General features: G+C 68.1%; 14 protein-coding genes. 1 reads left to right on the plus strand and 13 read right to left on the minus strand.

The window, feature by feature from the left end; translation table 11 throughout:
- The 9 genes from AC1DQP_RS09160 to ffh form a co-directional block, all read right to left on the minus strand.
- Positions 1-229, minus strand: a 229-nt coding sequence (locus AC1DQP_RS09160) for a DUF6404 family protein (protein WP_478051455.1), incomplete at its 3' end; no start/stop codon positions are given.
- Between the two features lie 131 nt (positions 230-360).
- Positions 361-765 (minus strand): 50S ribosomal protein L19, encoded by a 405-nt coding sequence (rplS, locus tag AC1DQP_RS09165; RefSeq protein ID WP_256776436.1) that lies wholly within the window; start codon positions 763-765, stop codon positions 361-363.
- 156 nt (positions 766-921) lie between these two features.
- Positions 922-1,680, minus strand: coding sequence for a tRNA (guanosine(37)-N1)-methyltransferase TrmD (trmD, locus tag AC1DQP_RS09170; protein WP_478051456.1), 759 nt, complete (start codon positions 1,678-1,680; stop codon positions 922-924).
- A 4-nt stretch (positions 1,681-1,684) separates the two neighbouring features.
- Complete coding sequence (gene rimM, locus AC1DQP_RS09175; RefSeq protein WP_256776434.1) at positions 1,685-2,197, minus strand: ribosome maturation factor RimM; 513 nt, start codon at positions 2,195-2,197, stop codon at positions 1,685-1,687.
- Positions 2,198-2,239: 42 nt separating this feature from the next.
- A complete protein-coding gene (gene rpsP / locus AC1DQP_RS09180; RefSeq protein ID WP_017356068.1) occupies positions 2,240-2,500 on the minus strand; it encodes a 30S ribosomal protein S16 in 261 nt (86 codons plus the stop codon).
- Positions 2,501-2,611: 111 nt separating this feature from the next.
- Positions 2,612-3,418, minus strand: coding sequence for an aminotransferase class IV family protein (locus AC1DQP_RS09185; RefSeq protein ID WP_478051457.1), 807 nt, complete (start codon positions 3,416-3,418; stop codon positions 2,612-2,614).
- The gene (locus AC1DQP_RS09190; RefSeq protein WP_478051458.1) at positions 3,415-4,527 is read right to left on the minus strand and encodes an NAD(P)H-dependent flavin oxidoreductase; all 1,113 of its coding nucleotides are present in this window, start codon (positions 4,525-4,527) and stop codon (positions 3,415-3,417) included. The genes AC1DQP_RS09185 and AC1DQP_RS09190 overlap by 4 nt, the downstream gene beginning before the upstream one ends.
- Before the next feature lie 40 nt (positions 4,528-4,567).
- Complete coding sequence (locus AC1DQP_RS09195) at positions 4,568-5,002, minus strand: hypothetical protein (protein ID WP_457318991.1); 435 nt, start codon at positions 5,000-5,002, stop codon at positions 4,568-4,570.
- A gap of 139 nt (positions 5,003-5,141) precedes the next feature.
- A complete protein-coding gene (ffh, locus tag AC1DQP_RS09200; protein WP_256776430.1) occupies positions 5,142-6,521 on the minus strand; it encodes a signal recognition particle protein in 1,380 nt (459 codons plus the stop codon).
- A 131-nt stretch (positions 6,522-6,652) separates the two neighbouring features.
- Between ffh and AC1DQP_RS09205 the strand changes: the two genes are divergently transcribed.
- Positions 6,653-7,447, plus strand: coding sequence for a cytochrome C assembly family protein (locus AC1DQP_RS09205; protein ID WP_457318992.1), 795 nt, complete (start codon positions 6,653-6,655; stop codon positions 7,445-7,447).
- Between the two features lie 17 nt (positions 7,448-7,464).
- On the opposite strand, the gene AC1DQP_RS09210 is transcribed toward AC1DQP_RS09205, so the two are convergent.
- The 4 genes from AC1DQP_RS09210 to AC1DQP_RS09225 form a co-directional block, all read right to left on the minus strand.
- The gene (locus AC1DQP_RS09210) at positions 7,465-7,656 is read right to left on the minus strand and encodes a hypothetical protein (RefSeq protein ID WP_457318993.1); all 192 of its coding nucleotides are present in this window, start codon (positions 7,654-7,656) and stop codon (positions 7,465-7,467) included.
- A 90-nt stretch (positions 7,657-7,746) separates the two neighbouring features.
- Positions 7,747-10,053 (minus strand): tetratricopeptide repeat protein, encoded by a 2,307-nt coding sequence (locus AC1DQP_RS09215; protein WP_457318994.1) that lies wholly within the window; start codon positions 10,051-10,053, stop codon positions 7,747-7,749.
- Positions 10,054-10,098: 45 nt separating this feature from the next.
- Positions 10,099-11,955 (minus strand): ATP-binding protein, encoded by a 1,857-nt coding sequence (locus AC1DQP_RS09220; RefSeq protein ID WP_256776426.1) that lies wholly within the window; start codon positions 11,953-11,955, stop codon positions 10,099-10,101.
- 127 nt (positions 11,956-12,082) lie between these two features.
- The coding region (locus tag AC1DQP_RS09225; protein WP_478051459.1) for a magnesium chelatase domain-containing protein at positions 12,083-12,307 on the minus strand (225 nt) is incomplete at its 5' end.

Raw genomic sequence — 12,307 nt, forward strand, 5'->3', positions numbered from 1 at the left:
GCATGGCGCTGCGCGCGAACAGCAGCCACATCAATCCGCCCCATCCCAGCGCGAACATCGCGCCCATCAGCATGGCGTTGGCGACGAAACCGGCCAGCACTGGCGGCGGCACGGCCAGGCCCGTCCGCCACAGCAGCCGGTACAACAGCGGCGCCTGCATCTGCGCGGGGACGCCGGCGGCCTGCATGACCTGCAGCGCTGCACGGATTCGAGCGGGATAAGCCTGCATGTTTTTCCTTCAACGAACGCAGGGCGCGCATGGCTCCCTGACGTGCTTGTGATGTTCAGGACGTCAAACGCAGAACGGCCACCCGAGGGTGGCCGTTCTGGTACCGCGACAACCGAAGTCGTCGGCGGGAATTACTGGGCCTTGGCAGCCAGGCGGGCAGCCTTGGCCTGCGCAGCGGCAGCCAGATCTTCCTTGATGCGGGCAGCCTTGCCTTCCAGGCCACGCAGGTAGTACAGCTTGCCGGAGCGGACCTTGCCACGACGCTTCACTTCGACCGAGTCGATGATGGCGCTGTGGGTCTGGAAGACGCGCTCGACGCCGTAGCCGTGCGAGATCTTGCGCACGGTGAAGGCGGAGTTCAGGCCGGCGTTCTTGGTGCCGATCACGACGCCTTCGTAAGCCTGCACGCGCTCACGGTTGCCTTCCTTGACCTTCACGTTGACGACGACGGTGTCACCCTGGCTGAACTTCGGCAGCTCGCGGGTAATCTGGGCGGATTCGAAGTCCGAAAGGATGGATTTGTTCAGCTTGCTCATGGGTGCACCGGTAGTGTTCGGGTGGTCGTGTCGTTCGACAACGTGGGCTCATGCAGTCACCGGACTGTGCTGCACGTTTTTTGTAGGGATTCCTGCCAATCGACCCCCAAAGGGCCGATGGCAATCCCGAATTGTAAACAAGAACCGGCCCCTGCGCTAGGGGTTCGATTCCTTGGGCAGGGCCTGCCGCGCCTGCTCCAGCAGGAGGCGGTCGGCCTTGGACAGCGTGCGCTCGTCCAGCAGGTCCGGGCGCCGCAGCCAGGTCCGCAGCAGCGACTGCTGGCGGCGCCAGCGGGCGATGGCGGCATGGTTGCCCGAGCGCAGCACGTCCGGGACTTCGCCCCATYCATGCTGGGCCGGATGGCTGAAATGCGGGCAGTCCAGCAGCCCCTGCGGGCCTTCGAAACTGTCCTGGACCGCCGATTCGGCATCGCCCAGCGCGCCCTCCTGCAGACGGGTCACCGCATCGACGATGACCGCCGCGCCCAGCTCGCCGCCGGACAGGACGTAATCGCCGAGCGAGATTTCCTCGGTGACCTCGGCCTCGAGGAAGCGCTCATCGATGCCTTCATAGCGGCCGCACAGCAGGATCATCCGCGGCAGGGCCGCCAGTTCGCGCACCCGGGCCTGGGTCAGCGGCTTGCCCTGCGGGCTGAGGTAGATCACCGGCGCGGGCGCCGGATCGGCCGCCTTGGCCGCGGCCAGGCAGGCGCGCAACGGCTCGATCAGCATGACCATGCCCGGGCCACCCCCGAAGGGACGGTCGTCCACCCGGCGGTAGTTGCCGGCGGCGTAGTCACGCGGATTCCAGCCATGCAGGTCGAGCAGGCCGCGCTCGGCCGCACGGCCGACCACGCCCAGCGCGGCCGACTGCGCCATGAACTCGGGGAACAAGGTGATGACGTCGATACGCACCCGGTCAGAACTCCGGGTCCCAGTCGACCACGATCAGGTTGGCCTCGAAATCCACCGACACCACGAAGTCCGGCTGCACGAACGGAATCATCCGCTCACGATCGCCCTGTACCACCAGCACGTCGTTGGAGCCGGTCGAGAACAGGTGCGAAGCCCGCCCCAGTTCGACGCCATCGACGGTACGTACCTGCAACCCCTCCAGATCGACCCAGTAATACTCGTCGGGCTTCGGCGGCGGCAGCGCGCTGCGTGCTACATAAACTTCGGTTCCGTACATCGCCTCGACCACATCGCGGTCGGTGATATCGGGAAACACCGCGACCAGATGCTTGCCGGACTGACGTCCGCGCGCGCCGCTGAGGGTGCTCTCCTGGCCGGCGGGTGTACGCAGGATCCAGGGCTGGTATTGGAAAATGGCGGTACGCGGCTCGGTCCAGGACTCGAGCTTGATCTCGCCTCGCACACCAAAAGCGCCGACAATCCTGCCCAGCAGGATGCGGCGCTCGGTATCTTTCATCTGTATAGACCGGTGGACCGCGGCAGGCGCGGCCCTTCAGGATCAGGCCGCGGAGGCCTGGGCCTTGGTCGCTTCCTTGTACAGGTTGCGGACCTTGTCGGTCATCTGGGCGCCGTTGGCAACCCACTTGTCGACCAGCGGCAGGTCCAGCACGATGCGGGATTCCGCACCCTGGGCCACCGGGTTGTAATAACCGACGCGCTCGATGTTGCGGCCGTCACGGGCGCTGCGCGAGTCGGTCACGATGATGTGGTAGAAGGGACGCTTCTTGGCGCCGCCGCGGGTCAGTCGAATCTTGACCATGGTGTTGTTTCCTCAATTGCCCAGTCGCCAGGATGGCGCGGTAAGCCGGCGATTATAGCGGCGGCCTGCGGTCATTCCAAGTCTGTGAAGACCGCCGAAGCTGAACAGGGCCTACCCGACGCCGCCAATTGCCCCGATCGGCTGCCACGGGGCCGTTTCCAGGATCCCCCGCGCGCGCTGGCAGAAGGCCTCCGACGCGGCGAAGGTGACCGCGTCGATCGCCGAGATCGGCCAGACCCCGGCCGCGTTGCACGCGATGGCGCCGTCGAAGCCGTCCAGTTCGGCCAAGGCCACCTCGCGCACCTGCTGCACGTCACCTGCGAACCCCGCCTGCAACAGCCGCTCATGCGTACCGCGCAKGGCCGGGGCCTGCGGCCAGACGATCTGCTGGCCACGCTGGAAGGCGATGTTCCAGGTAGTGCCCTCGCCAACCTCCCCGTCCGGGGTGACGAAGAGCGCATCGTCGAAGCCGTCCCGCATCGCGCGCCGGCGCTGCTCGAACAGCGGGAAGGTACCGACATGCTTGAGGTGCGGCAGCTCGCGCTGGTACATCACCGTGCGCACGCGCCGCGCGTCGGCCGGCATGTGGACCGGCGTGCCCACCGCCACCAGCACGTCCACCGCGACCGCTTCCAGCGGCTGGCGGAAATCGAACTGGCGCGAGAACACCGTGACCCGCAGCGAGGCATCGCGCAGGTCGTCCGACTGCAGCGCGTGCTGCATCCACGCCCGGACCTGGCCCAGGTCCAGGACGCTGCCGAACAGCGCTTCGGTGCCCTGCTGCAGCCGTTGCAGGTGCAGGTCCAGGCCCTGCACCGCCCCGCCACGCACCTGCAACGAAGTGAAGTGCCCGTAGTTGGTCAACGCGCCGGCCAGGTCGTCGGCGCTGGCGCGGTGGCCATTGCAGTAGAAGCTCATCGGAGCAGCGCCCGGGCGTCGGACCACATCTGCTGCAACACCTGCGCCGCCGGGCGCGCCGGCGCCATCCACGCGGACTGCCCGGCCCACGCCTGCATCGCATCGACGTTGCTGTCACCGGTGGCCTGCGCGCGCATCGGTGCGGTCAGCCCGCGCTGCACCGGGTACGGGCGTGGTGGAGGTGCATCGGCCGCAGCGGCAGCACGCACATACGCGGTGGCCAGGCCACGGCCGAGGCGACCACTGAAGGCCCGCGTGGGCCAGGTATCTTCCGGCTCCGCGTCCGCCAAGGCCTGCGACCAGGCCGGGTTCAAGCTGCACTCGGGCGTGCGCAGGAAGGCGGTGCCCACCTGCACCGCACTGGCACCCAGGGTCAGTGCCGCCGCGATGCCACGTCCATCGGCGATGCCGCCGGCCGCGATCACCGGGACGTCCAGATGATCGGCCAGCCGCGGCAGCAGCGCGAACAACCCGACCAACTGGCGTTCGGCCGCGTCAGGGTCGAAGGCACCGCGATGCCCACCGGCTTCAGCGCCCTGCGCGACCACCGCATCGGCACCGGCGGCCTGTGCGACCCGCGCCTCGGACAAGGTCGTCGCACAGGCGATCCAGGCGATGCCCACGTCCTTCAGGCGCTGCACCTGCGCGGCGGAAAACACGCCCATGATGGTTGAGGCCACCGCCGGTCGCGCGCTGATCAGCGCGTCGAACTGCGCATCGAAATCGGCCGGGCCCGCATCACCGGCAGTGGCCGGCACCTCCGGGCCCCACTGCGCAAGGAAGCGACGGCTGGCCGCTTCTGCATCGGCATCGCGCCGCGGCAGCGGATCGGGTATCCACACATTCACTTGCGCCGGACCGCTGGACTGCGCGCGGAAGTCGGTCATCCACGCCACGATGTCCTGCGGCTGCGACAACACCGCGCCCATCGCGCCCATGCTGCCGGCGTTGGCCAGCGCGGCCGACAACGGCACGGGACAGGCGCCGGCCATCGGCGCGAGCAGGATCGGGGCCTGCAATGCAAAACGCCGACAGAAGCTGTCGGCGCGTTCGAGGATGGATGACTGGCTCACGCGCGGCGCACCTGGAGAAGGAGACGGTGCCAGCATACGCCGCACCGCCCTGCCCCGGCATGCACGCCGGCCGGATTCAGCGTGCCGACACCGCGTAGGTGCGGACCAGCTGGCTGTCCATTTCTTCGTTGAATTTGAAGCTGACATAGCGGGCGTCGTCGGCGGCGAATTCTTCTTCGGCCGCCGCGCGGCCGATTTCGACACCCTCGGCATCCAGTGCACGCGCCACCAGCTTGCCCTTGAAGGCCTTGTCGGCCACTACGTACACCGCCGCATCCTTGGAGCCCATGCCACGGCTCTTGCCCAGGGTCACGGTGAGCCCGCGCGCGGCCAGGCCCGGATCGGCCTGCAGGGTCACGTTCATGCGCTTGTCCACGCCTTCACCCAAGCCAGCGACAAAATCGGCAGCGGTGCCGCTGATCGCACTGCCCGCCTTCTGCGACATCGTCCTGTCGTCCTTGCACGCGGCCAGGGAAAGGGCCAGCGCCATCACCACCATCGACTTGTTCACGAACATTCCTTTGAATTTGCCAAGCCTGCCAGTCAATCACCCAACACGCGGGGAACGCCAGAGGCACTACGCCGCCGCGGATGACGCATTTACCTGAAATTGGCGCGGCCGGCACGGAGACCGGGCGCTGCCGGATGCCTCAACGGAACGGCAGGCCGCCGCGACCGCCCATGGCGCCCATCATCCCCTTCATGCTGCGCATCATGCCCTTCATGCCGCCGCCGGCCATCTTGCTCATCATCTTTTCCATCTGCTGGTACTGCTTCATGAGCTTGTTGACGTCGGCCGGGGTCAGGCCGGAGCCGCGCGCGATGCGGGCGCGACGCGAGCCGTTGAGCAGGCCCGGGTTGCGACGCTCTTTCTTGGTCATCGAGTTGATGATGGCGATCATGCGCGGCACTTCCTTGCCCTGGCTGACCTGCTGCTTGAGGTGCTCGGGGATCTGGCCCAGACCCGGCAGCTTGTCCATCAGGCCGCCGATGCCCCCCATGTTCTGCATCTGCTCAAGCTGGTCGCGCATGTCGTTCAGATCGAACTTCTTGCCCTTGGCGACCTTCTCGGCCAGCTTCTGGGCCTTGTCCTTGTCGACCTGCTGCTCGACCTGTTCCACCAGCGACAGCACGTCGCCCATGTCCAGGATGCGGCTGGCGATACGGTCTGGATGGAACACGTCCAGGCCTTCGGGCTTCTCGCTGACACCGACGAACTTGATCGGCTTGCCGGTGATGTAGCGCACGCTCAGCGCGGCACCGCCACGGGCGTCGCCGTCGGTCTTGGTCAGCACCACGCCGGTCAGCGGCAGTGCTTCGCCGAAGGCCTTGGCGGTGTTGGCCGCGTCCTGGCCGGTCATGGCGTCGACCACGAAGAGCGTTTCCGCCGGGTTGACCGCAGCGTGCAGCGCCTTGATCTCGGCCATCATCGCTTCGTCGATGGCCAGACGGCCGGCGGTATCGACGATGAGCACGTCGACGAACGACTTGCGCGCATCATCGATGGCCGCGCGTACGATCGCTTCGGGCTTCTGGTCGGCGCTGGACGGGAAGAACAGCACGCCGACCTGGTCGGCCAGGGTCTTGAGCTGCTCGATCGCGGCCGGACGGTAGACGTCGGCCGACACCACCATCACCTTCTTCTTGCGCTTTTCCTTCAGGTGCTTGGCAAGCTTGCCCACCGTGGTGGTCTTGCCCGCGCCCTGCAGGCCGGCCATCAGGATGATCGCCGGGGCCGGCACGTTGAGGTTGAGGTCCGACGCTGCCGAGCCCATCACCGTGGTCAGCTCGTCGCGCACGATCTTGATCAGCGCCTGGCCGGGGGTGAGCGACTTGAGCACTTCCTGGCCAACCGCGCGCACCTTGATGCGCTCGACCAGCGCCTGCACGACCGGCAGGGCGACGTCGGCTTCGAGCAGCGCGATGCGGACTTCGCGGGTGGCCTCGCGGATGTTTTCCTCGGTGAGGCGACCGCGGCCACGCAGCCGCTCGATGGTGCCGGAGAGGCGCTGGGTCAGGGACTCGAACATGGAGGCAACCTGTTCAGAACGAAAGACAGAGAGACGCACAGTATAGCCGGTCCACCAAGCGCCCCGGCGCGCGCCTGCGGCCTGTGGCCGCAGGCATCGCCAGTGGCTTGGGGGTATGCGAAACTGCAACGATGACAATCGTTCTCATCGCGACCCTGCTATACCTGACCGCCACCGGCCTGCTGGTGCGCGCGGTCGTCCGCGATGATGCGGTGACCTCCCCGGCCTGGCTGTGGCCGGCGCTGCCGGCGATGCTGCTGCACGGCGGTTACCACGTGCTGGTGGCGATGCGCACCACCGGTGGACCGGACATGCATTTCTTCGCCGCGCTGTCGCTGGTAAGCCTGGGCATGGCCTGGCTGACCTCGCTGGTGGCCGCGCGCGGGCGCATGGCGGCACTGGGTGTCCTGGTATTTCCGATGGCCGCAGCGGTGCTGTGGGCCTATCACGCCTACGGTCACGAGCCGAGCCGGCCGCTGGGCTGGCAGCTGGCCACCCACGCCTGGATGGCGCTGCTGGCCTATGCCGCCCTGAGCGTGGCCGCGTTGCTGGCGATCATGCTCTGGCTGCAGGAGCGCGCCCTGCGCCGCCGCGATTTCCGGCCGTGGCTGCGCGCCCTGCCGCCGCTGGCCGATCTGGAATCGCTGCTGTTCCGGGTGATCGCGGTCGGTTTTGCGCTGCTCACCCTGACCCTGGTCACCGGCGTGCTGTTTGTCGATGACCTGCTGGCGCAGAAGCTGGTGCACAAGACGGTACTCAGCGTGCTGTCGTGGATCGTGTTCGGCACCCTGCTGATCGGCCGTCGCCGTTACGGCTGGCGTGGTGCGAAGGCCGTGCACTGGACGCTGACCGCGATGGCGCTGCTGCTGCTGGCGTTCTTCGGCAGCCAGTTCGTTATAGAGCTGGTGTTCGGGCGAGCGCGCTAGACGCTACAGCGGTCCGGTCAGCGGATCGCGCAGGCGGCTGCCGCGCTGGGTGCCATGCGCGCGGACGCGAACGGTGCATCGATCTCGCCATCCTGGCCATCCAGCAGATCGTCCACACTGGCCTGCTGGAACCGGCGCACCACCGCCACCGGGTCGTCACACGCCGGCGCGGCCTGTACCACCGGCACGCACAGCGCCATCAGCGCCATGCCGCCGCAAATCTTCCAACCGGGTGTCCGCATATCCCCTCCCCCCCTGTGGACGGGCCGGGCGCGCCAGTGGCGCGCCCGGCCTGGCGCTTACAGACCGTAGCGCTCGATCACGTCCACATGACGCTGCTCGTCCTGGCCGCAGGCCTCGGCCAGGCGCAGCCAGCACAGCCGGTGCGGCCAGTGCGCAGTGGCCTCGAGCAGGAACCGGTGCAGGTCCAGCGGCGGCTGTTCCTGGGGCTGGGCCACGGTGAACAGCACGCCTGGCAGCGGCGCATCGTCGCCTTGGGCATCGGTGAGCTGGTAATCGTCCGGGCTGTGCGTCCACAGCTTCCAGCCCCGGGCCTCCACTGCCTCGGAGAACGCGGTCCACGCGTCTTCACCGGGGTGCACGCCATCGACCAGCCAGCTCCCGGCGTAGCCACCGCCCTGGAGCAGGTGGACTTCGGCGTAGGTGGGCATGAAACGCTCTCGCTCCTGCTCGTCCTCCGGGGCCGGATGGACCAGTTCGGCGTCGAACACCACCCAGTCGTTCACGCGCTGGCGGCGGTTGGCCGGCGCATTCTCGACGATGCGCGCGGTGACCGGGCCGGTGCGGCGCGCATAGTATTCGATCGGCTCGCCGCCGTCCGCGCAGCGGATGATCACCCAGCCGAAGGATTCCTCGACCGGGCCATCGGTGCTTTTCAGTTCCATGCCGATGGCCGCTGCCGAACCACGCACGGCGGCCCAGTCACGGGCGGCACTGGCGGCGGTCATGTGGTCCCAGTGCGCGCTGCGCGGCTCTTCCAGTACCTCGGTGAGGTGGCGGTACTGCGCGGCCGCGTCCTGGAAGCGCTGCATGGCCATCAGGGCCATCGCCAGCAGGTTGCGGGCGCCATGCGACTGCGGCGAAAGGGCCAGCAGCGCGCTGCACGCCTGCTCCAACGCGGGCCAGTCGGAGAGCTTGTGCGCCATCTGCGCTTGGCACCACAGTGCGAACACCGGCACCTGCGCCTGGTAATGCTGCGCCAGGCGATCCAGCCCGGCCTGGTCGCCACGCTGCACCAGCAGGCCCATCAAGGAGTACGCCGGGGGGGCATCCTCATGCGCGTGGCGCTCGACGAACGCCCACAGCAACGCAATCGCGTCATTCTCGGCGCCGCAGGCATTCAGCGCCGAGGCGGCGACATCCAGCATCGCCGCGTCGTCGGGACGCTGCTCCACGCCCTGCAGCAACCACTGCGCCTCGCGTTCGGGGTCGCGCCCGTCGCCCTGCTCGCCCTGTTCGACCAGCCAGTCCAGCAAGCCCTCGGCGGGCACCGGCAACGCCGCCGCGCCGGGGGCGGCATCGATGCGCGCAGCCATCGCGGCCACGGCCTCGCTTGCACCGCGGTCCTGGCGCAGGCTGTCCAGGTGCTCCCGGGCCAGCGCCAGGTGGCGCCGTGCGGTCCACACCGCGCCGCGCTGCAGCGCCATGTCCACGCAGAGTCCGGCAATCTCGATCACGAAGCGGTGCGCGCCAACCGCTGCGTAATGCGCCAGGGTCGCGCTGAGCCGGCGGCCCAGGTCCCAGCTGTTGCGCTCGGGTGCGTTGCGCACCAGCAGCGCCACCGTATGCGCCCACATGCGGCGGTAGTTCGGCGACAACTGGTTCCACGGCACCAGCGATTCCAGCGCTTCTTCATCGCGGCCCAGCTGCGCCAGCGCCCATGCGCGCGACAGTTTGCGCGGGATGGTGCAGTTTGCCGGCTCGTAGTCGCCCTCGGCATCCACTTCGGCCTGGCGCGCGTCGATCAATGCCAGCGCCTCGGCCGCGCGGCCGCTGGCGAGGAGGATCTTGATGCGCATTTCCGGGAAGCTGTCGTACACCTTGCCGCCATGCGCCAGCACGGTGCCGGCCTGCACGTCCAGGTAATCCAGGGCCCCCTGGCTGTTGCCGTCGTCCAGCAACGCATCGGCCTTCTCGCAGCTCAGGCACTGGAAGCACGCCCAGCTCGGATCGATCCGCGCCAGCGTTTCCTCGCAGACCTCGATGCGCTCCGGCACCCAGCCGGGGCCGTCGATGTTGCCGTAACAGGCCGCCAGGTCCTGGGTTACGCAGATCGACTGCGGGCACTCCACCGTGTCGGCACGGTGCGCGCGCTCGAACAGCGCCACCGCGTCGCCCAGCGCCGACTCGCCCTCCAGGCGGTTGCCGACGCGATTGCGCATGTCCCAATGGCCGACGAACACCTCCAGCCACGGATTGCCCAGCGTCTTGCCCAATGCACGCGCTTCGGGCAGCAGGGCATCCACACGGTCCAGGCGCAGTTCGCAGACTTCATCGGTCAAGCGCGTCAGCAGCTGTGCGCTCTGCACCTGCCCGGCTTCGCCAAGATCGTCCTGAAGTTTTTCCACCCAGTTCCAGATATCCATGCGGTCGTGTCGTCCTGCAGTGCGTAATGTTGAAGAAAGGGAAGATCAGCGCGCCTGCAGCATCTGCTGCAGGGCATCGGCGATGTCGCCGAACGCGCGGTTGAGGTCGTTGCTGGCCGCGCCGCCGTCCTGGGCGCGCCCCTGCGCGCTGACGATCACTTTCAGCGAACGCAGCAGGCGCGCGGCGGACTCGGCCTGCGGGTTGCCGGCGCGCATCGCCGCCAGCAACGCCTGCACGGCGGGGTTGTCCAGGTTGAGGTACAAGCGCGAGGGTGCGCGCGCGACGATGCGGGCGGTGAACTGGCGCGCCAGCCGCAGCGCGGCCATTGACACGCGCTTGTCGTTTTCGTCGTCTTCCAGGCGGCGTTTCAGCTCGGCCTCGCGATCGGGCACCACCACCACTGGCAGCTCGGCCGGGCTGAAATGCGCCGGCAACAATTGCTCACCGTCACCCAGGTGGGTCTGCAGCCAATCCATTTCCGCCTCGGGCAGCGTATCGGTGCGGAACAGCGCGCGGTTGCCTTGTTCGGTGCCCAGCTCCACCAGGCGCATGCCCTTGGCCTGGGTCCAGCGGCGCAGGAACGGCACCACCGCGTAACGGTTGCCATGCGCCACCGGCACGCCCATCGCGCGGAACAGCATTTCCTCGAAACCGCCGCCGCTGTCCAGGATCACGTGGACCGCACCGCGCGAGGGCAGTTCGCTTGCCTTGATGTCGCCCTGCGAGCTAGGCACGCGCACGTGTTCGAGCAGCAATTGGAACAGGCGCTCATCGCACAGCGAGGCACCCAGCAGCGCTTCGTTGTGCCGCACCAGGATGCGTCGCCAAGCCTCCGGCTGCTGCCGTGCGATCTCCACCAGTCCATCGATGAGCGCCTCGCCCAATGCATGCTGGACTGCGCTGTAGGTTTCATCGCGCTGCAGGTCCTCGCGGCTGGCGGTAGGGGTCAACCGGCTGGATTCGATCACGCCACCGATGAAACCGGCCCAGGGCGGCAGCAGGTCGCGCGCGTCGTCGTCGAGCAGCATGCCCCGCACGAACACCGAGAGGTTGCGGTTGTCGCTGGTGCCGTAGGTGGCGCCGTCCTGAACCCAGAGCAGGCCCACCGCATCGCTGCCGCCATCGGCGCGCAGCGGCATGCAGGCGATCGGCTCGAAGCTGCGCTCGAAGTGCGCGGCGAACTCCAGGCCGCGGCGCTGCGCCTGCAGCGGGTGCATGACCACGCCGGCCTGCGGACGCCACGGCGGCGGCTCGGGGTTGATCGCGCGCGCATCCTGGCCGATGTGGATCGGCTCGCCCAGCAGCGCGCAATAGCGGCCGAGGATGTCGCGCAGGTTCTGCTCCTGCGCCAGGTGCACGTAACTGCCATGCAGTTCCAGCACCACTTCGGTGCCGACCGCGCGCGCCGGCATCGGGGACACCGTGTACTGCTCGGCGTTGCTTGAGACATAGCAGTGGCCCAGCGTCGGCTGCTGGTAGGAGGTGGTGCGCACGGTCACCCGGCGCGCCAGCACGAACGCGGACAGGAAGCCCAGCCCGAACATGCCGATCAGGCCTTCGTCGTCCTCGCCGGCCTGGCGCAGGCCACGGGTATAGCCCACGCCAACGGTGGCCAGGTAATCGTGGATTTCCTGCTGGGTCAGCCCGGCGCCGGTATCGATGATGCGCACGATGCCGTTGACCGCATCGCCGTGCACTTCGATCCGGCCCGGCTCCTGCCAGTCGGCCTGTTCCAGGCGCCGTCGCACCAGCGAATCGTGCGCGTTCTGCACCAGTTCGCGCAGTGCCACCACCGGGGTGGAATACAGATGCTTGCCAAGGACAGTCATCAATCCGTTGAGGTCGACACCGGCGCGACGGATCTCGCTGGCGCCCTGTACATCCAGGGGAGTCTCTTGCATGGAATCGTTTTCTCTGGCGGGCGCACCCCGGCCGGGATACGCGCTGGAACGAGGATTTCAGGGGAGGAAAACTAGCACAGCCCGGCCGCGCATTGCCTGCGCGGCGGGTGCCTCGGAAACACCGCGTTCAGATCGCCTCGATCGCCTCGGACAGCCGCTCCACCGCGATCACCTCCATGCCCTTCACGCTGCCGGTCTTGGGCGCGTTGGCCTTGGGCACGATCGCGCGCTTGAACCCATGGGTGGCCGCTTCGCGCAGACGATCTTCGCCGTTGGGGACCGGGCGGATCTCGCCGGACAGGCCGACCTCGCCGAAGGCGATGGTCTTCTCGGCCAGGGGTCGGTCCTGCAG

The sequence above is a fragment of the Stenotrophomonas sp. P5_A8 genome, from assembly GCF_056400545.1.